Annotated in this window: 18 protein-coding genes and 1 pseudogene; 5 read left to right on the top strand and 14 right to left on the bottom strand. The window is 64.8% G+C overall.

From position 1 onward, the window contains the following. The first annotated feature begins 104 nt into the window (after positions 1 to 104). The gene (locus GFY24_RS07685) at positions 105 to 1,430 is read left to right on the top strand and encodes a hypothetical protein (RefSeq protein WP_228566093.1); all 1,326 of its coding nucleotides are present in this window, start codon (positions 105 to 107) and stop codon (positions 1,428 to 1,430) included. Position 1,431: 1 nt separating this feature from the next. Here GFY24_RS07685 and GFY24_RS07680 read toward each other — a convergent pair whose 3' ends face one another. Continuing rightward, positions 1,432 to 3,099: a sel1 repeat family protein gene (locus GFY24_RS07680; RefSeq protein WP_153804320.1), complete on the bottom strand. Its 1,668-nt coding sequence runs from the start codon at positions 3,097 to 3,099 to the stop codon at positions 1,432 to 1,434. Positions 3,100 to 3,200: 101 nt separating this feature from the next. Beyond that, positions 3,201 to 4,991, bottom strand: coding sequence for an aspartate--tRNA ligase (gene aspS, locus GFY24_RS07675; protein WP_309230586.1), 1,791 nt, complete (start codon positions 4,989 to 4,991; stop codon positions 3,201 to 3,203). A gap of 119 nt (positions 4,992 to 5,110) precedes the next feature. On the opposite strand from aspS, the gene GFY24_RS07670 reads away from it, so the two are divergent. Continuing rightward, on the top strand, positions 5,111 to 6,034 hold the full coding sequence (locus GFY24_RS07670; RefSeq protein ID WP_153804319.1) for a neutral zinc metallopeptidase: 924 nt from the start codon (positions 5,111 to 5,113) through the stop codon (positions 6,032 to 6,034). Between the two features lie 27 nt (positions 6,035 to 6,061). Here GFY24_RS07670 and GFY24_RS07665 read toward each other — a convergent pair whose 3' ends face one another. Continuing rightward, entirely contained in the window at positions 6,062 to 6,730 is a 669-nt protein-coding gene (locus GFY24_RS07665) for an SGNH/GDSL hydrolase family protein (protein WP_153804318.1), read from the bottom strand. Between the two features lie 533 nt (positions 6,731 to 7,263). On the opposite strand from GFY24_RS07665, the gene GFY24_RS07660 reads away from it, so the two are divergent. Further along, positions 7,264 to 8,511: a cytochrome P450 gene (locus tag GFY24_RS07660; protein WP_228566092.1), complete on the top strand. Its 1,248-nt coding sequence runs from the start codon at positions 7,264 to 7,266 to the stop codon at positions 8,509 to 8,511. A 73-nt stretch (positions 8,512 to 8,584) separates the two neighbouring features. Here GFY24_RS07660 and GFY24_RS07655 read toward each other — a convergent pair whose 3' ends face one another. The 5 genes from GFY24_RS07655 to GFY24_RS07635 all read right to left on the bottom strand — a co-directional run bounded on the left by GFY24_RS07655 (position 8,585) and on the right by GFY24_RS07635 (position 16,057). Continuing rightward, a complete protein-coding gene (locus tag GFY24_RS07655; RefSeq protein WP_153804317.1) occupies positions 8,585 to 10,405 on the bottom strand; it encodes an acyl-CoA dehydrogenase family protein in 1,821 nt (606 codons plus the stop codon). Positions 10,406 to 11,169: 764 nt separating this feature from the next. Next, positions 11,170 to 11,781, bottom strand: coding sequence for an alpha/beta fold hydrolase (locus GFY24_RS07650; protein WP_153804316.1), 612 nt, complete (start codon positions 11,779 to 11,781; stop codon positions 11,170 to 11,172). A 696-nt stretch (positions 11,782 to 12,477) separates the two neighbouring features. Further along, positions 12,478 to 13,425: a helix-turn-helix domain-containing protein gene (locus GFY24_RS07645; protein ID WP_153804315.1), complete on the bottom strand. Its 948-nt coding sequence runs from the start codon at positions 13,423 to 13,425 to the stop codon at positions 12,478 to 12,480. A 139-nt stretch (positions 13,426 to 13,564) separates the two neighbouring features. Next, positions 13,565 to 14,791 (bottom strand): cytochrome P450, encoded by a 1,227-nt coding sequence (locus tag GFY24_RS07640; protein WP_153804314.1) that lies wholly within the window; start codon positions 14,789 to 14,791, stop codon positions 13,565 to 13,567. A gap of 21 nt (positions 14,792 to 14,812) precedes the next feature. Beyond that, on the bottom strand, positions 14,813 to 16,057 hold the full coding sequence (locus GFY24_RS07635; RefSeq protein ID WP_228566091.1) for a cytochrome P450: 1,245 nt from the start codon (positions 16,055 to 16,057) through the stop codon (positions 14,813 to 14,815). A 642-nt stretch (positions 16,058 to 16,699) separates the two neighbouring features. On the opposite strand from GFY24_RS07635, the gene GFY24_RS07630 reads away from it, so the two are divergent. Further along, complete coding sequence (locus GFY24_RS07630) at positions 16,700 to 17,296, top strand: hypothetical protein (RefSeq protein WP_153804313.1); 597 nt, start codon at positions 16,700 to 16,702, stop codon at positions 17,294 to 17,296. A gap of 669 nt (positions 17,297 to 17,965) precedes the next feature. Next, positions 17,966 to 18,289, top strand: coding sequence for a hypothetical protein (locus GFY24_RS07625; RefSeq protein WP_153804312.1), 324 nt, complete (start codon positions 17,966 to 17,968; stop codon positions 18,287 to 18,289). 305 nt (positions 18,290 to 18,594) lie between these two features. Here the strand turns inward: GFY24_RS07625 and GFY24_RS07620 are convergent, their stop codons facing one another. From GFY24_RS07620 to GFY24_RS07595, 6 genes and pseudogenes are all read right to left on the bottom strand, one after another. Further along, positions 18,595 to 19,182, bottom strand: a complete 588-nt coding sequence (locus tag GFY24_RS07620; protein WP_153804311.1) for a DUF397 domain-containing protein — start codon at positions 19,180 to 19,182, stop codon at positions 18,595 to 18,597. Next, positions 19,179 to 19,565: pseudogene (locus GFY24_RS07615) on the bottom strand (Scr1 family TA system antitoxin-like transcriptional regulator); the annotation flags it as partial. The gene GFY24_RS07620 and the pseudogene GFY24_RS07615, both read right to left, overlap by 4 nt. A 195-nt stretch (positions 19,566 to 19,760) precedes the next feature. Continuing rightward, positions 19,761 to 20,840, bottom strand: a complete 1,080-nt coding sequence (locus GFY24_RS07610) for a 2-oxoacid:ferredoxin oxidoreductase subunit beta (protein ID WP_153804309.1) — start codon at positions 20,838 to 20,840, stop codon at positions 19,761 to 19,763. Beyond that, positions 20,840 to 22,759, bottom strand: a complete 1,920-nt coding sequence (locus tag GFY24_RS07605) for a 2-oxoacid:acceptor oxidoreductase subunit alpha (protein WP_153804308.1) — start codon at positions 22,757 to 22,759, stop codon at positions 20,840 to 20,842. Before GFY24_RS07605 ends, GFY24_RS07610 begins: the two co-directional genes overlap by 1 nt. 131 nt (positions 22,760 to 22,890) lie before the next feature. After that, positions 22,891 to 23,904, bottom strand: a complete 1,014-nt coding sequence (locus GFY24_RS07600) for an Rv2578c family radical SAM protein (RefSeq protein WP_309230585.1) — start codon at positions 23,902 to 23,904, stop codon at positions 22,891 to 22,893. A gap of 31 nt (positions 23,905 to 23,935) precedes the next feature. Beyond that, positions 23,936 to 24,925: an NAD-dependent epimerase/dehydratase family protein gene (locus GFY24_RS07595; protein WP_153804307.1), complete on the bottom strand. Its 990-nt coding sequence runs from the start codon at positions 24,923 to 24,925 to the stop codon at positions 23,936 to 23,938. Positions 24,926 to 24,976: the final 51 nt, after the last annotated feature.

The following is a 24,976-nucleotide window of genomic DNA, read 5'->3' as shown; positions in this document are numbered from 1 at the left end:
TCACACGGCGCTGGTTGCTTGACACAACCAGGGCGTTCTAGTTGTCTCATGTTCAACTGCTGTGCGCCACACCGTAAACCGGGAAATGTGAAAGGCTCGCGACCATGACCGGCACGCCGCCCTCCGCACCGAACGATCCCTCCGGCGACACTCCCGGCGACACAGGCGAACCGCACGCCACCGCCCGCCCCGGACAGCACCAAAACCCCGAACCACCACCGCATTCCGGTGGTGAACCCGGACCCGAACACGGGCGCCACGAGTTGCCCGGCCTCGCGGGCTACCCGCAATTCGAGGGTCCGGGCGCGGCGCAGTACGGCAGCGAAGCGGTGGAACCCCCGCCGCGCCTGCACCCGCAGTCGGGCGCACAGGTGCCACCGCCCGGCTACACCCCGAGCGGCAGCCCCGGCCCGCAGGGTGGATACGGTTCCGCCGCGGGCGGTTACGCACCGCAGCAGGGCGGGTACGCACCGCAGTCGGGTGCGCCACAGGGCGGGTTCGCACCGCAACAGAGCGGGCCGCAGGGTAGTTATGCGCCGCAACAAGGCGGTTACGCGGCAACGCAAGGCGGACCCCAGGGCGGATTCGCTCCTCAGCAGGGCGGCTTCCCGCAGCAGGGTGGCTATGGCCCTCCCGGGGCTCCACAGGGTTACGGACAGCCCGGAACGCCCCCGGGTTATAGCCAGCCGGGCGCACCGCAGCAGGGCTTCCCGCCCGGGAATATGCCTCCGGGCAATGTCCCTCCGGGCGTCGACCCGAATGGCGGCACCCCGCCCGGCGCGCCCACTCAGGTGTCCGCGGCCGCGTATGAGCGTCTCGATGTCGGCCATGCAGTCTCGTATGGCTGGGATCGCTTCCGCGCCAATCCGATTCCGTGGGTCGGCATGGTGCTGATCGGCCTGATCGCGTGGCTGGTCGTCACCCTGCTGGTGAATATCGTGAACGTCCAGTCTCTTGCGGGCGTGCTGCTCATGTTCGCGGTGGCCGCGCTCATCGTCTGGTTGTTGCAGGCGGCCATGATTCGCGGCGCGCTCTACGAAACCGATGGCACCCCACCGGATTTTCCCGCTTTCTTCGGCTTCGTGAACGCGGGCAGCGTCCTGCTCACGGCGTTGATCGTCTTCGTGGCCTGCCTGATCGCCTCCGCGCTCTGTGTCTTCCCCGCGGTGATCGTCGGCATCCTGTGCATGTTCTCGCTGCACTTCGTGATCGATCAGGAGATGGATCCGGTCACGGCGATCAAGTCCAGCGCCCAACTGGTGATCGCCAATGCGCTGCAGGTGATCCTGCTCGCCCTGACGGTCATGGTGGTCACCTTCGTCGGTGCGCTCTTCTGCGGTATCGGCCTGCTGGTGGCGGGTCCGGTCACCGCGATCGCGGTGACCTACGCCTACCGATTCCTCACCGGTCGCCTGGTCGTGCAGTACTGAGCTACTGCACGGCCGCGCTCGCGGCGGCTTCGGCCGCCGCGGCGAAATCCGGTGTACGGGAACGCCTCGCGAGATCGTCGCGTCTGTATCGGCGTTCGACCTCCTTCCAGCGATCCGCCGCGGTGCGCAGCAATGGCGCGGCCTCGGCGGATCGGCCCAATCCGTGCAGGACGAGGCCGTAGTACCCGGTGGCCTCCAACAGATAGTCCCGCTCCGCACCCTCCTGGTACGCGCGCTTCAGCAGCGGCTCCGCCTCCGCGAACGCGCCGCGCTGGGCCTTGAGCTTGCCCGCGAAGAACTGGGCGAGACCATTGCCGTGCGCGGCCGCGCGCTCGTACCAGCGTTCGGCTTCCTGCCAATCATGGTGATGTTCGGACAACATACCCATCTCGACTCCGGCGGCCGGTTCACCCAATTCGGCTGTGCGCCGCCACCAGTGGTCGCGCAGGTATGGCCGGCCGAGCTCCTCGTTCATCTTCGCCATGGTGCGCGCGGCCTCGACATCGCCTGCCTCTGCGGCCGGGCGGATCCACTCGATCATGTGCCGGGCCGACAGCCCGGCCGCCCAGCCCCACATCATCGCGCCGTATTCGAAACGGGCTCGGTCATCACCCGATTCGGCGCGGGCCCGCACGCCCGGCAGGCTCGCCACACTCGCGAGGCGAACCGAATGGTCTTGTCCGCGCATTGTTTCGATGGCCGCGAGCTTCCCCGGAACGTCGTCGTCATCGAGCCCGACCCGCTCGTACCAGTGCGCGGCCTCGTCGAGGCGACGCTGCCGCAGATACAGCGTCGCCAGATTCCATTGCGCCGACTCATGATCCGCGTTCGCCGCCTCGGTATACCAGTGCTCGGCCGCCGCCAATTCACCACGCTGCTCCTCGAACAGCCCGAGCAGATAGGTCGCCCCGGAGTACCCGAGTTCGCGGGCCCGCAGCAGCAGCTCACGAGCCTCCTCGTACTCACCGCACTCGTCGAGCGCGAGTGCGTGATCGGCGAGCGCGGCGACATTGCCGAGCTCCGCCGCCCATCGATAGTGCTCCTCGAACTCGGCAAGCAGTCCGGGATAGTTACGCAATTGGGGACGCAGTTCATTGAGCTTGCGCCGCGCTTCGTCTGCGGTGTCGGCGGCGTCTGCGTTGTCGGCGGCGGAGGTCGCCGCGGCAAGCTCCTGCGCCACCCAATCCAGCTCGGACCGCAACGCCTCGAACTCACGCACCCACCGGAAGACCCCGACGTCTCCCAGCTCCGCACCCGCCATCAAGAACGCCGCCGCCTCGGTCAGCTTGCCCTCGGCCGCAAGCAGTTTCGCCGCCTCGATCTTGCACTCGAGATGCCCCCGCTCCGCGCCGCGCCGAAACCACTCCCCCGCCTCGCGATCCCGATCCTCCTGCAGCAGGACGGCGAGTCCGTACGCACAGCCCGCGTCGCTTTCGGCATGGGCGCGATATAACCGCTCGGCGTCCGCACGGTCACCGCGAATCTTCCGATACCTGGCCAGCGTGTAGGCGGCATACGCATCGGACGACGCTCGCTGCCAGTACGGAATCGCCTCGTCGATACACCCCGCGCTCACCAAGGCATCCGTCCGCCGGCGAACCGTCTCCGCGTCGCCGCTGCTCGCCGCTGCGGCGAGCTCCTCACCCCACTGAATCACCTTGTCCGACATGTCCGAAATACTGCCAGGCCCGAGCGACGCGAGTACCAGCCACAAAAAGATGCACCCGCCGCCGGAGTTACCGGCAACGGGTGCAATGTCTTTCGTGCAGGCTACTTTTCGGCCTTCACCGGATTGCCGTTCTCGTCCAGCTTCACATCCAGGCCGGCGTCGCGACGCTGGATGGGTGTGATCGGGGTCGGTGCGTCGGTGAGCGGGTCGACGCCGCCACCGGACTTCGGGAAGGCGATGACCTCGCGGATGGAGTCGACACCGGCCAGCAGCGCGGTGATGCGGTCCCAGCCGAAGGCGATGCCGCCCATGGGCGGAGCGCCGAAGGAGAAGGCGTCCAGCAGGAAGCCGAACTTGTCCTGCGCCTCCTCTTCGCTGATGCCCATCACCTTGAAGACGCGTTCCTGCACATCGCGGCGGTGGATACGGATGGAACCGCCACCGATCTCATTGCCGTTGCAGACGATGTCGTAGGCGTAGGCCAGCGCCGAGCTCGGATCCGTGTCGAAGGTGTCGAGGTGCTCCGGCTTGGGCGAGGTGAAGGCGTGGTGCACGGCGGTCCAGGCCGAATAGCCCAGGGCCACATCGCCGCTCGCGGTGGCGTCGGCCGTCGGCTCGAACATGGGGGCGTCCACGATCCAGACGAAGGCCCACTCGTTCTCGTCGATGAGCTCGCACTTGCGGGCGATCTCACCGCGCGCGGCACCCAACAGGGCACGCTGCGGCTTGGCCTCACCGGCGGCGAAGAACACGCAGTCGCCCGGGCTCGCGCCGACGTACTTGGCCAGACCCTCACGCTCGGCGTCGGTGAGGTTCTTGGCGACCGGTCCGCCGAGGGTGCCGTCCTCCTGAATCAGGATGTACGCCAAGCCCTTCGCGCCACGCTGCTTGGCCCACTCCTGCCAGGCGTCGAGCTGGCGACGCGGCTGCGACGCACCACCCGGCATGACGACCGCGCCGACGTACGGAGCCTGGAACACGCGGAAGGACGTGTCCTTGAAGTACTCCGCCATTTCGGTGATCTCGATACCGAAGCGCAGATCCGGCTTGTCCGAGCCGTAGCGGCGCATGGCCTCGGCGTAGGTCATGTGCGGGATCGGGGTGGTGATCTCGTGACCGATGAGCTTCCACAGCGCGACGAGGATGTCCTCGGCGAGCAGGATCACATCCTCCTGCGTCACGAAGCTCATCTCGATGTCGAGCTGAGTGAACTCGGGCTGGCGGTCGGCGCGGAAGTCCTCGTCGCGGTAGCAGCGCGCGATCTGGTAGTACCGCTCGATACCGGCGACCATGAGCAGCTGCTTGAACAGCTGCGGAGACTGCGGCAGCGCGTAGAACTTGCCGGGCTGCAGCCGCGCGGGCACCAGGAAGTCGCGGGCGCCTTCGGGAGTCGAGCGCGTCATGGTCGGGGTCTCGACCTCGACGAACGCATGCTTGCCGAGCACCTCGCGCGCGGCGGCACTGACCTTGGACCGCAATCGAATCGCGTACGCGGGGCCTTCGCGGCGCAGATCCAGGTAGCGGTACTTCAGCCGGGCCTCTTCGCCGGGCTCGTCATCGAGCTGGAACGGCAGCGGCGCGGACTCGTTGAGCACCTCGAGTTCGGTGACGTTCACCTCGATGGCGCCGGTCGGCAGATTCGGGTTCTCGCTCCCCTCGGGCCGATTCTCGACCACACCGGTGACCTTCACGCAGAACTCGTTGCGCAGCTTATGGGCCTGTTCGGCGGGCTCGCCCTCACGGAAGACGGCCTGCGACACGCCTGATGCATCACGCAGATCGATGAAGATCACGCCACCGTGGTCTCGCCGCCGGGCCACCCATCCGGTGAGGGTGACGGTCTGACCGGCCTGCTCGCTTCGCAGCGAACCAGCCAAGTGGGTGCGCAGCACGGGAATCCTTTCGACGGGCTGGAAAACACCACGGGGTCCGCCGGGTGCGCTCCCATCGTAGTGAGACACGTTTCCCGAGTGGAAACCGATATCCGTGCGGCCATGCCAAGCTATTGCCCATGACCTTCAACGAGGGCCTGCAGATCGACCCCAACCGGGTATCCGGCGGTGGCGGCGGACCGGGCATGGGCGGCGGATTGGCTCTCGGCGGTGGTGCCCTCGGCATCATCGCTCTCATCGCGACCTTGCTGCTGGGCGGCGACCCGGGCAGCGTGCTCGGACAGTTCACGGGCGCGGACAGCAATTCACAGTCCGGTACCGCGGGCTCCCCCGATCACTGCAAGACCGGAGCGGACGCGAACAAGTACGTCGACTGCCGCGTGGTGCTGACGGTGCAGAGCCTGGACGCGGTGTGGAGCACCGAACTGCCCAAGCAGACCAACCGCAAATATGTCGACCCGAAGGTGGCGCTGTTCTCCGGTCAGGTGAACACCGGCTGCGGGCGCGCGTCGTCGGCGGTCGGGCCGTTCTACTGCCCCGCCGACCAGACCGCGTACTTCGACACCAGCTTCTTCCAAGAGTTGAAGGATCGCTTCGGCGCGAGTGGCGGGCCGCTCGCCCAGGAGTATGTGGTGGCGCACGAGTTCGGGCATCACATCCAGAACCTGCTCGGCGATATCAATCGCGCGCAACGTGATCCGAAGGGTCCGGAGTCCGGCGCGGTCCGCACCGAGCTTCAGGCCGACTGCTACGCGGGTGTCTGGGCGTACTACGCCGACAAGCTACCCGCGCCCGGTTCGAACACTCCCTTCCTGAAGCCGTTGACCACCAACGACATCAACGACGGCCTCTCCGCCGCTTCTGCCGTGGGTGACGACCGCATCCAGAAGGCATCCACCGGCCGCGTGAATCCCGAAGCGTGGACGCATGGTTCGTCGGAGGAACGGCAGAAGTGGTTCCTGTCCGGCTATAAGACCGGGCAGCTCGAGATGTGCGACACCTACAACGCTCGCGATCTGAGCAACCCGCCCGGCCTGAAGTAGTTCACCCGGCGTCGGGCTTTCGTCGAATCAGCTCAGTCGATGGGCGAGTTGCCGCACCATCAGCGTCGCCAGGATGGCCTGCCCGGATGTGGAGAAGTGAATCTTGTCCTCGCTCAACAGATTCGGGCGGTCGTTGAGCGGATGGTTCTCGGAATCGACCAGGACGGCATCGAATTCACCGGCCAGGTTGCGGGTGATGTCATTGAGTCTGAGTAGACGTTCGGTCCAGTCCGGGAAGACCGGGACGAGGTAGGCGCGGCCGAGGGTGTAGACGGCGAGCTGGGCGCCGGTTCGGGCGGCGAAGGTGTACATATCGCGCAGGTCGCCCTCGATCCGATCCCAGTCGGGGGTGCGCCGGACGATATCGTTCGCGCCGCTGTTCACATGCAGCAGATCGGGTTTGAACTCGCGCATGCGCCGCCCCTGTTCGTCGAGCGCCTGTGCGGTGGTCGCGCGGAACCGGGCGGTATTGAGGTACTCCAGGTCCGGTCGCACCATGCGCAGCACTCGCTCGACGCGGGCGGGCCAGCCCAGGTTCTCGTAGCCGGGGGTCGGATCACCCATACCCAGCGAGAGGCTGTCGCCGAAGACTCCGTAGCGCCGCCATGGCGCGTCGAACAGCAGGGCGGCGAGATCGGTCGGCGGCAGTACGTGCGGATCCGTTTCCTCGGTCAGAGGCTGCGCGATGGTCGTCATAAAGTAAGCATACGGTCGACCGCATACACTTGCAATGGATGCCGACTCCCTTGTCCGGCACTCAGAAGGCGGCCCGCAAGCGCTTCGCCGATCTGTATCAGCGCCCGCTGACCGCCTTCGGCGCGGACATCCTACAGCGAAGAAGCCAGGCTGCCTGATGAATTGTGTTCGCGCGCTTGAATTCTCCGCAAGCCGGGTGCGCGCTCGAGTGGGTATGATCTGGCGACGTGGAGCCTGTTGGGTGTGGACCCCTCCGTGTGAGTGTCGGTCGGAGTCGACGATGGCGCTGCCCCTGCGCCGCATCGGCACAGGAGTTCGGCGCGCGTTTAGGGCCAACCTGATCGCCGGTGCGTAACCCGCCAGATCGTCACTCAGGCACCAGCATTCGATTTTTTTGCGAAATGTCGTGCGGCTGTGTGGATTACGTCCACATCGTTCGTCGATAGAACCTATCTACCTGAACTCAGGGCCAGCGCAGACGCATTCGAGATCATTCGGTACGTCGCTGCACCCCCTGTCCCATACCTGGAGTTATGTCGTTGACAACGCCCTATGATCCCTCCCCCTCAGCCGACTGGAGCGAAGCACCGGCACCGGCCATCACCGTCTCTGGCCAGGCCCCGGTGCCGCTGTACACGCCGGAGTTCGCGGCCAACCCGCATTGGTTCTACGACGAGATGCGCCGCAAGTTCGGTTCGCTGGTCCCCGTGGAGCTATCACCTGGTATTGCAGCAACTTTGGTGATCGGCTACCACACCGCGGTGAAGATCAACAACGATCCGCAGCGTTTCCGGGCCGACCCGCGCATCTGGGAGAAAGATATACCCGCCGATTGTCCGGTCCTGCCGATGCTGCAGTACCGGCCGAATGCCCTGCGCAGTGCGGGCCAGGCTCATGAGCGCTATCGGCAAGCCAGCGTCGACAGTATCGACAGCATCCCCCTGTTCGGCATTCATCTCGAGATCGAGCAGATGGCGATCCCGCAGATCAACACGTTCTGCCTGGACGGGGAGGCGGATCTGCTGGGCCAGTACGCACTTCCGGTGACGTTCGCCTATCTCAACGCGATGGTCGGGTGCCCGGCCGATATCGGACAGCAGGTAGCGCGAGGTATGGCGATGATGTTCGAGGGCACCGATGCCGGGGAAGGCAGCGCACTGTTCGCGGGTGCGCTGGGCGAGCTGGTGAACCTCAAACGGGAGGAGCCTGGCGAGGACGTGACCACCCGGTTGCTGGCCCATGCGGCGAGCCTGACCGATGAGGAGCTCGTTCAGCAACTGGTCACGATTTACGGGGCGGGGATCGAGCCGCTCACGAACCTGATCGCCAATACCGTGCTGCTGATGCTCACCGACGACCGGTTTTCCGGGCAAAACGCGTCGACGACGCCAGATGCGTTGAACGAGTTGCTGTTCAAGGATCCGCCGCTGGCGAACTTCGGTATCACCTACCCGGCGCAGCCGAGCAGAGTCGAGGACGTCTGGTTGCCGCCCAATCAGCCGGTGGTCACCAGCATGGCGGCCTGCAACAACGACCCCGCGATCTCAGGTGCCTACAACGGCAACCGCTCGCATCTGGCGTGGGGCACCGGGCCGCATGCCTGCCCCGCGCAGGATGTCGCCTACATGGTCGCCCACAACGCTATCGATCAGCTCTTCGATGCGCTGCCGGACATGCGGCTCGCCTGCCCTGCCGACCAATTGACGTGGCGGCCTGGGCCTTTCCACCGATCCCTGGCGATGCTGCCGGTGGTTTTTCCGCCCTCGCGGACCATTTTCTGACAGCAGAGCCGATACCTCGGGATGCTGATCCAGCATCCCGAGGTCGGGCACGGCGGGCGTGCTGGTGGAACTATCAGTCACCGAGCGTGAGTGCGTTCGCACATTGGGTGATGTAGGTGTCGGAGTCGAACACGGTGCGCAGGGATCCGTGTTCCAGCTCGAACGCTCCGGCGAGCTCGCTCAGGTGCGGAGCCAGCAGGCCGTGCAGCTGACTGCTCATGTCCCGCAACGATTGCCGGGTCTTGGGGAAGGGACCATCGGGGAGCATGTCCGCCCCGTGCGCCTGACACTGGCGGATAGCGAACAGGGTCAAAAGGTTCTCTGCCACCTGCCGAGGCCCGGCCGGAAGCCGGCTGGCGCGGTCGGCCATGGTCCGCGCGGCCTGGTGCACGAGGTGCGCTTCGGCCGCAGCCAGAGCCAGGTCATAGACGCTGTCCCAGCGTGCTTGCCGGTCGCCGGTGGCGTGGGCGTAGGTGTCCAGTGTGGTGTGCTGCAGGTAGGCCGCGCGGGCACCGAGCCAGTCGAGCCAGCTGCCGGGGGTGTCGATATCCAAGGGCTCAGGGTTGTCCCAGCACCCGGGCGTCCACTCATCCGGGAGCGACAGGCGACGGTAGGCGGCGAGCAGGGCGATGACGTAGCTGTCTCCCTCGGCGGTGGCCGCCGCATCACGCAGAGCGCGGTACTCCACGATTCGATTGTGGGCGAACATGCCCTGCGCGCCGAGCCGGTCGCGTACTTCGCCGCAGACCCGCAGTGCGGTGGAGGTGGCGAGGTGCTTGGTCAGTGCCACCAGGTCGGTGAGCTGTGGCCCCTGCTCGTCGAGGTGGTCGTCGACCGCGTCGGCGAAGGCGTCCAGGGCGATTTCCACTGCGGTGGTGGCGATGTAGGTATCGGAGATGGCATCCAAGAGCGGGGCGTGGTGCGCCGGGACATGCGAGAGCAGGACGCGACCGCCGGCCATGCTCGCGATATCTCGCTGCGCGCTGTGGCGTACCGCGGTGGACACCGCGGCCCGGGAGACGGCGGCGGCCATCGCCGAAATGCATAGTCGCCCTACCCGCACTCGGCTGATGGCGCGCCACACCTGGTTGTCGGCGGGGATCGGCGCGATCAGCTGCCCGTCCTGGTCGATGTGGGTCCCGGTATGGGACAGCAGGCACTCGCGTGGCAGGCGCACACCGTCGAAGCGAGTCAGTGCGTTGTCCATTCCCAGGCCGGGCTTTTCGGGCAGGCGGCGGATCGTGATGCCTGGTCGGACCTGCCCGTCCGCATCGCAGAGCCGTACCAGGAACGGGTATACGCCATGGCCGGCTCCGCCGAGGACCAGCCGGGCGAACACGATGCCGAACCGTGCGACACCCTCCACCGGCGACGGCGCGGTGGTCGGCATGAACTTGATCGCGGTGTCGGTCGGCGTGCTCAGGATGAACCCGCCACCGTCGGCCGGGTCGTAGACCGCCTCGGTCTCCAGATTGTTCAAATCGCTACCGTGACCGACCTCTGTCAGCACATAGGCACCCACGGCGCGGCCTTCCACGAGGTCCGTGAGAGCCGCGGCGACTTCCCCGGTGGGTGCATGCTGCTCGAGCAGCGTCCCCAGGACCAGGTTCACCTGCACTGTGAGCAGAGATCCTAGATGCGGATCGACCACCGTGGCCTGCTCGTGCAAGGTCACCAGATCACGCAGATCGCCCACCGTCTCGGTGGCAGACAGGCGCGGGAGCAGCCGCAGGTACCGTTCGTAGGCGCGTGTGCCCGGGTCCTGTGCGGCAGCCCACCAATCCTGATCGAATTCTTCCTCGGCAAACAGCTCGTTGTACCGCTGGGCCGTGGCGCGTCGATCACCGAACAACATGTCCGCCAACACATCCGCGAGATTCTCGTGCGAAACCATGACTGCACCCTTTCTTCCCACTCACTACCAAGACTCCGGGCGACGGCTCAAGCGTCGTCGCCCGGCATAATGCGGGCTTGGAGCCCGAAAGATCAGTGGCCAAGGGGCCAGCGGGGCAAACGCGTGGTCACGGCATGCAGAAGCTTCCGGTCAACCGGGGAGACCGGGGCCGGAGTATCGACCTGCCGAGAGTTCAACCCAGCACCTACCTTCCGGTGATAGCACTGCTCTGCCGGCCGTGTGCGATTCCCTAGCCCACGCTCGGCGTGCCTGGCAAGAGGCTGCGAATGCGTTAAGCCGTGTGCGACAACGGATGTGGCGATGCTGGGTTCACTTGAGCCGAATGCCTGTGCGGCACAGCACCATCGAGGCTTCGTGGGCGTCATGGTGCAATTGCGGTAAGCCAAGTGAGACACGAGACATATTGTGACACAAAGCCCTTCCGCTCATTGGGTGTGCACAACTCCTGGCCTCTAGCGGACACAAGTTGTGCGGGTCTGCCGGTCGCCTGTGGAACTGATCAGGGCCTGCGCTTCGAAGACGTCACCGTCAATGAGCAGCCGGGAAGCCGCGTAGACGTGGCCGCCGCCGCTGCAGTCGCCGAATCCTTGTCCACGCCGCGCGATCTGGGCGACGAACAGCGCTGACTTACGATCTCGGACCAGTCGCGGCCGCGAGTGATTGCGGCTGCGCTCTTGGAACTTCGATCGTGGAGCCGAACCGTGCGTTCTAGTGTGCCTAGGTAGGGGGTCGCCGAGATCCGTTCAGCGGTGCTGCGGTGACCACCGCAACAGGTTTTGAGGTAGCACCTCGGAGTTGATTCCGGTTGGCAGGCCCAAATCATGAGCAGGGGCACCGAGGGCCAACATGTCCCATGCGATCCGGTGGCCCGGATCGCTGATGGTGGTCGTGAGCGCTTCCTCGAGTTGTCCGTCCACAGCCCGCCCCGCGGCCAACTCCTGTACCACTCTTACTCCGCGAAGTGACGCGGAATTTGCACCAGCACAGGCCAATTGCTCCAGTGCCGGCGGCAACATCACCGCCACATCCGCTTTCGCTTGGCCAGCAGCTCCAACCTGGTCGGCGGCGCGCGCCGCTGGTTCTCTGCGCGTAGGTGTGCGTCCCCACCCGAGATCGATTTCGCCTCTCACTCCGCGCTTTTCGATGTGGTCGGCCAGTGACTTGATGGTTTCGCTGTGCTCGTCGGTCCCGGCCGAGGCCGCAATCGTTGTCACCGAGGCGATGAGATCGGGCCGCCATGCCGCCACCCGCAATGCCACCATGCCGCCCAGACCTTGGCCCACAACGTGTGGTTTGTGCAGGCTCAATCCCTCGATCACAGATATCGCATCGGCGGTCAGCTCGGTGAGGTTCACTTCCGGGCTGCCCCGTAACAGCCTGTTCGAGCCTTGGCCTCAATGATCCCAGGTGATTACCCGATACCCTCGCGATGCCAGCTGCTCCATGAGGGGCCCGAGCGCTCCTATTCCCATCATCAGCGGGGGACTCAGAAGCACCGACCGCCCATCAGGCGGCCCGACCTCGTCGATGATGAGAATGGCCCCGAGGGGGCACACGGCGTAGGTGCGCAATTTCATGCAGGTATCCCGAATGTCACAAAGGGCGAAAAGAGATGGGAAGGCGAGATCAGTTGAATCCGATTGTGGGACAGACATGCTCACTCGATGTTGCGGCAACCGTGCATGCGGACATCGAGGTGGCGAAGTTCCCGCCGGACCAGCACCCTAGTGGGCGGGTCCGGCGGGAACTTCGCTGTCCTGTCGCCCCCTTCGCGCCAGGACAGCTCTTTATGGAGTGGCGCTCTGAATGTTGAAGTGCCGCATGACGTCCTTGCCCCGATGCCGGTCACTGGCCAGCTCGAAACCTCCGACAATGCGCGATACTTGAATATGAGATCTCACCAGTCCGTAACTCGGTGTGGACGGCATCGAGCACCCAACGAAGCAAACTCGAGCGCAGCCGCCATTGGTTCGGCTGTTGTCGCACCACCACCGGCGCTCGAATCAGTTCGTGGCGTCTTGTACTACGCGTAGCGCCCGGAACTTCGTCGGCTACCTGCCGGTGGGGTGACCGAACAGCTTTTCACGCATCTCGACTGGGGTCCGCCCGTAGCGCTCTCGATAGGCTTGTCGGAAGCTGCGCACGCTGGGAAATCCTTCCTCAAACGCGATTTTGTCCATGTCGAATGGCAGCGCGGTACGAATACGCTGATGTGCGCGGTTGACGCGGACCTCGCGCAGCATCGTCGCTGCTGGAGGGTACCCAGCTCGTTTGAGCACTTTGTACAGCGTGCGCTCGCCGATACCCAGCATCGCGGCGATGGCCTCAGGGGTCACCTTGGGGTCCTTGGCATGTTCTTCGATGAGGCATCGTGCGCGTTCGGCGTCTATCGCACCCCTGGCGGACGATGCGTCCGGATAGGGGTTGAGTACCCCTTTGAGGAGCTCGACCGCGCTGCTGTATGCGACGCTCCAATCCGCTGCCGTCCAGCCTTTGGCCTCGCCGAGCAAGCGGGCCTGTGCCTCGAGCGAGCGCACCAACGGCCGCGTCTCATCGAGTGCGAGCGGGGCATTTGCGGCGTGTGCGATATCGACTGAGTCCTGGGCGACGGTCAGGATCAGAGCGCTGATGTCTGTGTCGTGTGTCATGGACAGCGGTTGGTGCCACTGGAAGAAGCCAACTTTGCCGGGGTAGAAGATTTCCCTGGCATCGCCCTGCTCGAACCTGAAATGACCTTGCAGGGGGACCAGGAGCCGGTAGCTGTGTTCGTCGCCGTCGGCTCGTATATGGCGTTGCGTGCGCCGGTAGTCCACCGGTGCGGTAGAGAATTTGACTACCTGTAATTGGCCCAGACTCTGGGCAAACGCGGCGGAGCGGAACCCCTGGCGGAACGCCAACCCCACCGTTCCCTGCTTGTCCCTGAGGTAGTCGTCCCAGGATCCCGCAGGATCTTTGTCGTCGGACGTGAAGTCCTGTGCCTGATATTCCACATCGCTCATATGGACACCTCTGTTCACGCACCCGAACTGGCCATGACACTACAAGAACCCTTCAGGACCTGCTGATCCCCAGCACTGTGCGCGGCAGAACCTACGCCGCGCACAGTTAGAGGCATGCCGCTGGTCCTCTCCCGCTCAGTCATTTCCCGCTCAGCAGCACCGGCAGACGGCGATGCCCATTGGAGATGAAACCCGGTACCGCCCCGATCTCCTGTCCAGGGGCGAGCATCATGTCCGGGAACCGCGTGAAGATCTCCGGAAGAGCGATCTGCGCCTCGAGCCGCGCCAGGGGCTCACCCAGACAATGATGGACGCCGTAGCCGAACGCCATATGCTCTTTGGTCGCGCGGGTGGGGTCGAACACGTCGGTGGTAGGGCCGTGGACCTGCGGGTCTCGGCTGGCCCCGGCATAGCAGACCAGGATCGGGTCGCCGGCGGCGATCGCCACACCGCCCAGCTCAAAATCGTCGACCGCGTAGCGCAGCGGGACATGCGCGGCGGGCGACTCGAACCGGAGCACCTCCTCGATCACCTCTGTCCAGCCCAACGTGCCCTCAGACACCGCGGCTCGATGTCCGGGGTGAGTCAGCAGCAGGTGTATGGCGTGGTCGAGCAGGCTCACCGTCGTCTCGTGCCCGGCGTTGACTGTCAGATAGAGCGTGCCGACGAGTTCGGCTTCGGTGAAATCGGTTTCGGGATCATCGGCCGCGCGGATGAGCGTGCTGGTCATGTCCTGCCCGGGGTTCTCCCGCCGGAACGCCACCAGAGTCTGTAGCAGGCCGATCATCTCGGTGTAGGTGGCTACCGCTTCGTCTTTGCTCACCCCGGTGTCGAAAACACTGTCCACACAGACACGCAGTGGCTCGCTCAGGTCCTCGGGCACTCCCAGCAGTTCACCGATCACCCGGATCGGCAGTGGGTACGCGAATTCCTCGCGCAGATCTACCACCTGCCCGGCCGGGGTCGCCTCGAGGCCCTTGACCAGCTCTTGGACTATCTCCTGGATTCGGGGCTCGAGCTCCGCGGTGCTCCGAGGGGTGAACCCCTTCGAGACGACTTTGCGCAGCCTGCGGTGGTCAGCCCCGTACGCAATGAACATCGAGGGCGTGTTGATCCAATTGGCCAGCTCCCAATCTTCGGGGATTTCCCCGTTTTGGAACGCGGGCCAGTGTTTGCGCGGGTCCTTGGAAACCGTGGATCCGGACAGTATCTCTTTGAGCACGGCCGCGTTGGTGATCGACCATGCTCGCACTCCGCCGGGGAGCTCAACCAGGGTGACCGGCCCCTGCTCGCGAATTCGGGCGATTTCGCCCTGGATGTTCGTGCCCGCGGGGTCGAGAACAATGGGGACGGTGTGGTTGTCCATCGAGAAACTCCTGTCTGAAAACTACGGGTTGCCGGCCAGATGGATCGGTGGGCTGGGGGGGAATGAGACCGGCAGAGACGACAGCGCCCGGTGGAATGGTCCTGGCCGCCATCGCAGCGCCGACTTGGGCACTGCCAATTTCATGTCCGGGAGAGCGTCCAGCAGCTGATCGATCGCGTCTTGGACGATCATGTAGCCCACCGAGCGGGCGGGGCAGGCGTGCGGGCCGGTGCTGAACGCCAGATGCGCCCGGTTGCCGGTGAAGTCGCCGGACCGGATCTCTGGATCGTTGTTGCAGGCTGCCATGCTGATCACAACCGGCTGATTGGGCGGCAACCAGACGTCTTCGACCAGGACCGGCTGCCGGGGATAGCTGATGCAGTAGTTGGCCATCGGCGGGTCGTCGAACAACACTTCGTCGATGGCGTCGCGGGTGGACACGTTGCCCCCGAGCAGCCCGCCGCCGAACCGCTGGTCGGTCAGCATCAGCAGCAGCGTGTTCACGATGAGGTTCTGTGGCGGTGAGATTCCGGCGGCATACATCAGCACCAGCTGATGCAGCATTTCGTCATCGTCCAACCGCGCCGGATGCTGGGTGAGCCAGCTGGTGACATCGGCCCCCGGAGCGGCGCGTTTGGCCGCGATGAGTTCCAGCAGCGCCTCGCCCAGAATCCGGTTGCCGTCGGCGGCATCGGCAGTGGTGTCGAACATCGCCGCCATACCTCGCGAGGCGCGGTCGCTGATCTCGGGGGAACACCCGAGAAGCACATTGAGAGTCTCGAACACCACGGGCAGTGCGTACTGCCGCACCACGTCGCAATGCCCGGCCGCGCAGAACCGGTTGATCTGCTCGACGGCGACCTGCTCGACGATCGTATGCAGGCGATACAGGTCGATCCGGTCGAGTGCCGCCGTCGCCGGCGCCCGGTAGCGCCGGTGGTCCTGGCCGGCACTGCGGATGGGATTGGGGCGCCACTCCATCATCGGCAGCACCGGGCAGTCACCAGGAACGCCCTGCTGCCATGCGCGCGGATCGGCGGGGAAATGCTCCGGATCGTTCAGAACGCGCAGCGCGGCGCGATAGCCGATCACCAGGGTGGCCGGGACCGCGGGTGCCAGCTCTACCGGCACCACTGCGCCGAACCGCTCGCGCATGGCCCGATAGACCTGGTGCGGGTCGGCCGCGAATTCCTGCGGCCAGAGCGGAATTCGCGGGCCGGGGAAGCGGGGTGCGGGATCCGACAGGGTTTGTCTATCAGCAATCAACTTATGCCGGTTCCTCTGGAGGTTAGCCAACGCCGTACTTGTCATGCGGAAAGCACGTCTCGACATTAGAGCGGGCCGACTCTGCGACTCGACCGCTTTCCTGCCCGTTCGCGGTCATTTTCTGCCCGCGCGGGCGGGCACCTTTGTGGCCCTCACCGTTGCCCCGGACTCGCCATTACCCACCCGGACCCCTAGTCGACTCGCGGGGCGGTCCTTGTCGTGCCGATCGCCGCTGTGTCGCGCCGGGGAAGGTGAACACCCCTCGTTAGCCCTGTGGCCAGGGCGGGGGTGGTTTCGGCCGCCGGTTACTTGTGCGGCATTAACGGAGGGCAGAAAATTGCCACGAATGGGCAGGAAAGCGCTCGAGACCGGGCGAAAGCGCGACTTAGTGTGCAAGACAAACTTTCGCAAGACTCCGTGCTCGGAGCCATATGCCTCGACCAGACACCTTGCGAGGGTGGGCATTGGGGTGGTGGGGGATGAAACCACCCATTCGTGACAGTACGCAAAGCGAAGACGCTGCGGCTCTTCGCTTTTCGTCGTCGATGACAAGGATTTGAGCGAATGTGTGCTCGACGTTTCGGCCGGGACCTGAGCCCGCCGTGCCACCGCGCCACAGCAAGGCAGGGGTGGTGAGCGGCGATGGTGGATATCGATACCCCGGCCAACCAGGATCTTGCCCTTGCCCTCGCGCTCGACTCCGCCGAGAAGGTGTGCGGCGAGGTGACGGATCTGTGCGCTTCGGCCGGGGTGTGGCTCGCCATGGGCGGGCCGGTGCTCCCCGATTGGCATGAGTTGTTCGCTGCGCTGTGTCCTGAGCGGGGCGCCGATCCCGCTGCGCACCCGGTGGCGAAATGTGCGCGCGGTCTGGCCGAACTTCACACCGTCGCGCGCAGGGACCCCGGGGTCGTCGGGATCCTCGGTATGCGCCTGGCGCTGAGGTCAGCGATCGACCTGTGGACCCTGCACCATGCGCGGTACGCGTATCGGTGCGGGCAATCGCTGGGCGCGGTGGTTGATGCGATGGCCGCGGCACAACTCGACGCGGTGCAGATCCTGCGGGCACCAGCGGTGCCACCGTCAGAGGCACTGCACCTGGTGTGGCTGCAGGTCGGCGAACTGGCCGTCCGATGGGCCGATCTCGTCGACCACGTCGTGCACGGACAGGCACTGTCCGTGCAGGCACGCCCCCGCGGGTGCGTTACTCCGGGTGCTGAGGCAAGGAAACCGACAATCTAGGCGCAGGTGATCCGGCCATGCCCGGTGACTATCGTTGAGCGGGTTGCCCACGCGCGCCAACAGGCGCAGGAGCAGACCTAAGACCGGCTGGCGCATATGCTCGCGCCCGCGCAGTGCGCCGAACCGAACCCCTGTCGTCCCCGACGCTCTGAGCTATCACCACGTCATGAACGCCAAGCTCGCAAGTGAAGCAGCCACGACCGGGAGCCGCTACATCACCACCCCTAGGTTCCGGTCACCCGGCGACTGGATCCCGTCGAGAACCGGCGAACTGGTAGAGGGACGGATTCGAGGGCGACCCCCGACTCGAACGCCGCCGCCGACGGGTCCTGAACTTACGTTATGGCGGCCGGAAGGACGCGCGATCGGTTCCGCAGAGAGATTGTTCCTGCACCCCATATCGGGTAACTCTTCGCAGGGCCGTAAACGCGATCTGTGCTCTAGCCCCTTTAGAGACTGTCGAGAATAATACGGTGAGGAGCGACTGTCGGACGAGTCCCAGCGCGTCCGGCGTCGCAGCTGATCTTCATAGGTAGTTATAGCGCCAGTTTTGACATTGACGCGGCCGGAGTAAGGTCCCGTTAATTCGACCGCATTGCGGTCGTACAGGTGCGTTTGTAGCCGACCATCGGCACAATTTCGCGCGCGCAGAAACAATTAAGGGTGGAGATGGCCGAAACCAGCGAGAACGGCAGCGAAGGAACTGGAGGGGCGGGACTGCTAGGACTTGGGTTCGCCTTGCTGCTGGTCGGCGCGCTCCTGCTTCTGGTGTCTTGCGCGGCGAACAGCGACGCGAAGAATCCACGATGCGATGGCCAGCGGTTGAGCAGCGGTGACACGTGCGTGTCGACGAAATCCGGCGCGCAGAGCTATCACGACCGAGCCTCGACCGCTGAAACCGCGGCCGGCTGGACACGTCCCATAGGCATAGTGCTGGCACTCGGCGGATTGGTAGCTGCAGTCGGCGGCCTGGTGTCGACAGCACGCAGTTAGTCACCATTTGACCGAATTGGGATGGATCGTCCGGAACCTGAATGTGCTTCGGTGCGTGTGGTCGGGGCGAGCTCGGATTACTACTTACTCAGGGGAAGATTCGATCAACTCGGGGTCTGAACTGACCATTTCGAGACGCTCCGTCGTGCCGAAGGGTAATTCTTCACACCCCCGACAGAGGCGAATCTTCATCACTCCTAAATATTTCCAGGCATCGTGCACCGCAGCCATTCTCGGCGTACTAGTGGCAACGTTTGTGGGGATTTTCGTTACCGCATGGAGGCGATTGCGGTGAGGATTATCGATCATTGCCAAGAAGAATCCACAGCATATGGCGGGGATCCGCCGACAGCGCCGCGGGCGGTAGAGGAGCCTTGTGTGCGAGGTGTGGTTGCGACCCAATCCGGGTCGGACACAGCTCGCACAGCGCGCTTCCGTGTTTCTGGCATAAAAGCACGAGACCCCGAGCTCGACTCGCGGGCAGGGTCCAGCAGGCACCTACGTCCGACAGCTACCGCAATGCGGTCGAACTCTCCATCGAGCACCCCGGCGTGGAACGCCTCCCACTCGGGAGGCGTATAGACCAGCGTGGTGACCCCGTCGGATATCGACGCATCACCCTCGCTGTCGTAGGCGATGAAGGGAAATCCACCGGAACCTTCGCTAGCGCGATTCTCGACGGCCTTCAGGAAGTCTGCCCACCCTCCGGCGGGCACCCGAAGAATTGGCTGCTGTGCGGGGTGATTGTCAGGGTCGCGCAGGTACTTGCTATCGCGAATGAGTGCCCCGTCGGCGGTGAAGGCAACCTCGACGCAGCTCGATGAGGAGTTGGAGCGCGTCGCCTTGAACCAGTGGAGTGCAGTGGTGCCTGTGATATTGAGGATCCTACTCACCTGCCGTTTTGTTCCTTATCTGCGAGTTGTTGTTTGAGAAAGCCGAGAGAGTCGTCTCGGGTGAGCGATTCCGTTTGGAGGTGACCGAAGACCGTGGTCATGTTCCGCACCCGCAGCGGGTCCTCGACCAGCTCGTCCCAGGTCGGCACTTCACTCCAGGCGAGAGTGGGCAGGCGGGGCCGCGCGAAATCGAGGATGTGGAAGGTTGAGCACCCACGAATCGCACCGATATTGCTCGTGAACGGGAGCACCCGAAAGTCGATGGTGGTCTCGTGTCCCTCGATCATCGTGATGAGGTGCTCGAGCTGGTTCCGCAGGACAGCCGGCCCACCCGTCTGCTGTCGCAGCGCCGCTTCGCTGACCACGACATTGAGCCTGAGCGGGCAGTACGTGCGGGTCCGTTTCCTCGGTCAGAGGCTGCCCGATGGTCGTCATAAACTAAGCATACGGTCGACCGCATACACTCGCAATGGATGCCGACGCCCTTGTCCAGCACGCAGAAGGCGGCCCGCAAGCGCTTCGCCGATCTGTATCAGCGCCTGCCGACCGCCTTCGTCGCGTCCCGAAAGCGCGAAACCTCATCCGACCGTCCATGTTTCGCGTCCGGTGAGCAGGTCTTGGAGCGAATTCTCCCCTACCGGTTTGCGTTCGACAGCCGTCTCGAGCTGAGCCCGGGCACCATCGTCATAGGTGGGTCGGGTGGCACTGCGGAAGACTCCGGTCACCACCCGCGACAGATCCTGATCGGACAGCCGCGACAGCGCGTAGGCGTACTCGGGATTGTCGGTGTACGCGTCGTGCACCACGATCTCGGCTTCGGCGACGGTCTCGGTGGGCACCACCCGCAAACCGAAACCGCTTCGCACCACGGCGAATTCGTTCTCCGCTCCGAATCGGATGGGCTCGCCGTGACGCAGGCGAATCAGATGCGATTCGGCGTTCTCCTTGCGCAGCATGTCGAATGAACCGTCGTTGAAGATCGGGCAGTCCTGCAAGATCTCCACGAACGACGTGCCGCGATGCTCGGCCGCGGCGCGCAACACCTCATTGAGCCCGGTACGGTCGGAGTCCAAAGCCCTTGCGGCGAAAGTGGCTTCGGCTCCCAGCGCCACCGACAGCGTGTTGAACGGGTGGTCGATGGACCCCATCGGCGTCGATTTGGTGACCTTGCCGGTCTCCGAGGTCGGTGAGTACTGACCCTTGGTGAGCCCGTAGATCCTGTTGTTGAACAACAGGATCGTCATATTCACATTGCGCCGCAGCGCATGGATCAGGTGATTGCCGCCGATGGAGAGCGCATCGCCGTCCCCCGTCACCACCCACACCGACAGATCCGGGCGCGTCACCGCGAGTCCGGTGGCGATGGCGGGCGCACGCCCGTGAATCGAGTGAATCCCGTACGCCTCCAGGTAATACGGGAATCGGCTGGAGCATCCGATGCCGGAGACGAACATGAGATTCTCGCGCTCGAGCCCCAGGTCCGCGAGGAATCCGCGCACGGTCGCGAGAATGACATAGTCACCGCATCCCGGGCACCAGCGCACCTCTTGATCGGTGGTGTAGTCCTTGGCTTTCTGCGGCCCGTCCGCGCGCGGCACACCGGACAGTCCGGTGAGCCCGAGATCGGTTCCGATCAAAGAGTTTTCGAGGATGGTCATCAGTTACCCCCTGGTGTGCGATAGGTCGCCCGCGCTCGGGCATCGAAGCCCTTGGCCTGTTCCATCTCCGCGATAGAGCCGTCCAGTGCCGCGTCGATGACGCCGACGAGTTCCTGGGCCGAGAAAGCCAGCCCGGCGATCTTGGTCCAGGGTTGGACGTCGACCAGGTAGCGGGCGCGCAGCAGCATGGCGAGTTGGCCGCCGTTCATCTCCGGAGCGACGACGGTGCGGTAGCGGCGCAGCACCTCACCGAGGTTGGCGGGGAACGGATTCAGATGCCGCAGGTGTGCCTGCGCCACCGGGACGCCGCGCCGCCGGGCACGCCTGCACGCCTCGCCGATCGGACCGTAGGAACTCCCCCAGCCGATCAGCAGCAGTTCGGCGCGGCCGTCGGGATCCTCGACCTCGAGATCAGGCACGGTGATGCCGTCGATCTTGGCCTGCCGCAGCCGGACCATGAGTTCATGATTGGCGGGTTCATAGGAGATGTTGCCGCTGCCGTCGGCCTTTTCGAGGCCGCCGATGCGATGCGCACGCCCGACCGTGCCGGGTACCGCGAGCGGTCGGGCCAGGGTCTCGGGATCGCGTGCGTACGGCTGGAATTCATCACTCGAGTCCCCGCCGGGCTCGAATCCCGGGTCTATGCGCGGTATTTCGGCGACCTCGGGAATCGACCACGGCTCCGAGCCATTGGCGATCGCGCCATCCGACAGCAGCAGCACCGGGGTGCGATAGGTGAGTGCGATGCGGGCCGCCTCCACCGCGGTCTCGAAACAGTCGGCGGGTGAGCGCGGAGCCAGTACGGCCGCCGGCGATTCGCCATTGCGCCCGTACAGCGCCTGCAACAGATCGGACTGTTCGGTCTTGGTGGGCAGACCGGTCGACGGCCCGCCGCGCTGCACATCGATGATGAGCAATGGCAATTCGGTCATGACGGCCAGGCCGATGGTCTCGCTCTTGAGCGCCAGTCCGGGCCCGGACGTGCTGGTGACCCCCAGCGCTCCCCCGAGCGAAGCCCCCAGTGCCGCACCGATTCCGGCGATCTCGTCCTCGGCCTGGAAGGTGGTGACGCCGAAGTTCTTATGCTTGCTCAGTTCGTGCAGGATGTCCGAGGCCGGGGTGATCGGATACGTGCCCAGGAATACCGGCAGTCCGGCGAGTTGCCCGGCGGTGACGATGCCGTAGGCGAGCGCGGTATTGCCGGTGATCTGCCGGTAGGTGCCGGCGGGCAGTGTCGCGGGAGCGACCTCGTAGGTGGTGGCGAACGCCTCGGTGGTTTCGCCGTAATTCCACCCTGCCCGAAATGCGAGGATATTCGCTTCGGCCACATCGGGTTCGGCCGCGAATTTCTCCCGCATGAACTCTTCCGTGCCACCCAGGGGCCGCCCGTACATCCAGGAGAGCAATCCCAGCGCGAACATATTCTTGGCGCGCTGCCCATCCTTTTTGCCCACACCGGTCGGTTCGGTAGCGCCGAGGGTCAGCGAAGTCATTGGCACCTGATGCACCACGAAATCGGTCAAAGTGTCATCGGCGAGCGGATCACCCGTATACCCCACCTTGGCGAGATTCCGTTTGGTGAATTCGTCCGTATTGATGATCAACATGGCCCCGCGCGCGAGATCCTCCAGATTCGCCTTCAGCGCAGCGGGATTCATCGCCACCAGCACATCGGGCTGGTCACCGGCGGTGAGGATGTCGTAATCGGCGATCTGGATCTGGAACGAGGACACCCCCGGCAGCGTGCCCTGAGGCGCGCGGATCTCGGCGGGGAAGCTGGGCTGAGTGGCGAGGTCATTGCCGAATGCGGCTGCCTCGTGGGTGAATCGGTCACCGGCGAGCTGCATACCGTCACCGGAGTCACCGGCGAACCGAATTACGACCTTTTCCAATTTCTCTGGGGCACCACTGTTTCCCATGCGCCTACATCACTTCCTCGTCCGTGAGAGGTACCAACGCCAAACTACTCCGCTATATTCGCGACTCTCCTGCAAAGTGAGCGGTGAAACAGGCAAAGATTGGTGAATCGGGCCGAGATTCGCGGCCGGTCTCAGGCGAACAGAGCCAGCTGCGGGTCGGGCGTGTGCGATACGGCGGCGCGCACCTCGGGTTCGGCCTGCCGTTCGCGGTTCAGTCCATGCTTTTCGAGCAGCGGCTCGATCCGGCCGCGTAGCCACGCAGAGTACTCCGGTGTCACCGAAGTCCCGCGACCATACAACTGCCGGTAGCGCCGCAGCAGCGCCGGGTGCTGTTCGGCGAGCCAGTTCAGGAACCAGCCGCGGGTGCTGCCGCGTAGATGCATGGGGAAGGCGACCACACTGGCCGCGCCCGCCTCGGCAATGGCTCCGAGGAGTTCGTCGAGGTGTGAGCGGGTATCGGTGAGGCACGGAATGACCGGAGCCACCATGACATTCACGGCGAAACCGGCATCGGCCAAGGCGCGCACCAACTCCAGGCGCGCACGCGGCGAGGGGGTGCCGGATTCGAGACCGGCATGCAGCTCGGGATCCATGATCGCGATGGAGACGGCGAGATGCACCGGCACCTGCCGTGCGGCTTGAGTCAGCAGCGGCAGATCCCGGCGCATGAGCGTGCCCTTGGTGAGGACGGAGAACCCGGTCCCCGATTCGGTGAGCGCGCCGATGATCCCCGGCATCAGCCGGTAGCGGCCCTCGGCGCGCTGATAGGGATCCGTATTCGACCCCAGCGCAACGGTTTCCCGATGCCAGGAGCGCTTGTGCAGCTCCCGGCGCAGGACGGCGGCGACATTGGTCTTGACGACGATCTGATTGTCGAAGTCATTGCCCGCGTCCAGGTCCAGATATTCGTGGGTGGTGCGGGCGAAGCAGTAGGTGCAGGCGTGTGAGCACCCGCGCATGGGGTTGATGGTCCAGTTGAACGGCAGGTCACCGCCGTTCACCTTGTTCAGCGCGGATTTGCAGAGCACCTCGTGGAAGGTGATGCCTTCGAACTCCGGAGTCTGTACGCTCCGAACGAATCCGGCGCGCTCCAACCCGGGCAGCGCGCCGTCATCGGCCTCGAGGGTCTGGCTTTGCCACCGCACCACTCAAGTCGAACATTTGTTCTACCTGGTGTCAAGCGATCTTCTGCGTGACAACCTTGAAATTCTGGCCGTTGTAGAAGGCGACGAGGTCGCGAATGGTCTCCTCGGCGGGGCGCGGGCGGTAGCCGATTTCGGCAGTTGCCTTGTCGTGCTCCACAATCGGGGCCGAGAGCAGCGCGCCCATGGCGGCCTTGGAGATGCGATCGCTACCGAGCGCCTTGGCGACAGGTTCCATTACCGGCATGAGCGAGTTGATCACCTTGACGGGAATGGCGAAGGCGGGCTTCATCTTCCCGTTCACCTCGGCCGCGAGGCGGGTGGCGTCGAACATATTGGTGAAGTGCCCGCCGAGCAGGTAGTTCTCACCGGTCTTGCCGCGCTCGCCCGCGAGCACCAGGCCGTTGGCCACGTCGCGCACGTCGACCAGGTCGAAGCCGCCGCTGATCATGACCGGGACGCGGCCGCGCGCGGCATCCCAGAGGGTCTTGTTGATACGCGAGTCGGTGTGGTCGATCGGGCCGTACACACCGGTCGGATTACAGACCACGGCATCCAGGCCCTGGTCGATGACCTTGCGCAGCTCGACCTCGCCCTGGAACTTGGAGCGGTCGTACACCGGCAGATCGGGATCGATGGAGCGCGGCGCGCGCTCATTGATGGTGCCGCCGCAGGTGTACTGGTTGAACGCGTGAATCGAGCTGGTGTGCACCATGCGGCGCGCGCCGACCTCGAGCGCGGCCTCGGCGACCACGCGCACGCCCTCGGTATTGACCCGCCAGGCCAGATCGTTCTTGTGCGCGAGGGTGATGAGCGCGACCAGGTGGTAGACGACCTCGGCGCCATCGAGGGTCTTGCGCATCGAGGCGGGATCCAGCACATCGCCGCTGACCCAGGTCACGCCGGGGGTGTCGGTGGTGGGCCGGACGCGATCGATGGCAGTCACCTCGTGACCGCGATCCGTAAGCAGGCGAAGCAAATTGGTGCCAAGGAACCCGGCAGCGCCGGTGACTGCGACCTTCATGGAATGAAGAATATAGAACTTGTTCTAATTTGCAAGAACGGCTCGGCGGCG

It is taken from the genome of Nocardia sp. SYP-A9097 (assembly GCF_009649815.1).
Classification (GTDB): Bacteria; Actinomycetota; Actinomycetes; order Mycobacteriales; family Mycobacteriaceae; genus Nocardia.
The sequence above is the reverse complement of the archived record's forward strand: the minus strand, read 5'-3'. Positions and strand labels throughout refer to the sequence as shown.

Coding starts and splice junctions, on each gene's coding strand:
- GFY24_RS07645 (WP_153804315.1), bottom strand. CDS start 13,425: ATGAGCGATGTGGAATATCAGGCACAGGACTTCACGTCCGACGACAAA.
- GFY24_RS07655 (WP_153804317.1), bottom strand. CDS start 10,405: ATGGTTTCGCACGAGAATCTCGCGGATGTGTTGGCGGACATGTTGTTC.
- GFY24_RS07640 (WP_153804314.1), bottom strand. CDS start 14,791: ATGGACAACCACACCGTCCCCATTGTTCTCGACCCCGCGGGCACGAAC.
- GFY24_RS07680 (WP_153804320.1), bottom strand. CDS start 3,099: ATGTCGGACAAGGTGATTCAGTGGGGTGAGGAGCTCGCCGCAGCGGCG.
- GFY24_RS07660 (WP_228566092.1), top strand. CDS start 7,264: ATGTCGTTGACAACGCCCTATGATCCCTCCCCCTCAGCCGACTGGAGC.
- GFY24_RS07610 (WP_153804309.1), bottom strand. CDS start 20,840: ATGACCATCCTCGAAAACTCTTTGATCGGAACCGATCTCGGGCTCACC.
- GFY24_RS07685 (WP_228566093.1), top strand. CDS start 105: ATGACCGGCACGCCGCCCTCCGCACCGAACGATCCCTCCGGCGACACT.
- GFY24_RS07670 (WP_153804319.1), top strand. CDS start 5,111: ATGACCTTCAACGAGGGCCTGCAGATCGACCCCAACCGGGTATCCGGC.
- GFY24_RS07630 (WP_153804313.1), top strand. CDS start 16,700: ATGGTGGATATCGATACCCCGGCCAACCAGGATCTTGCCCTTGCCCTC.
- GFY24_RS07665 (WP_153804318.1), bottom strand. CDS start 6,730: ATGACGACCATCGCGCAGCCTCTGACCGAGGAAACGGATCCGCACGTA.
- GFY24_RS07605 (WP_153804308.1), bottom strand. CDS start 22,759: ATGGGAAACAGTGGTGCCCCAGAGAAATTGGAAAAGGTCGTAATTCGG.
- GFY24_RS07625 (WP_153804312.1), top strand. CDS start 17,966: ATGGCCGAAACCAGCGAGAACGGCAGCGAAGGAACTGGAGGGGCGGGA.
- GFY24_RS07595 (WP_153804307.1), bottom strand. CDS start 24,925: ATGAAGGTCGCAGTCACCGGCGCTGCCGGGTTCCTTGGCACCAATTTG.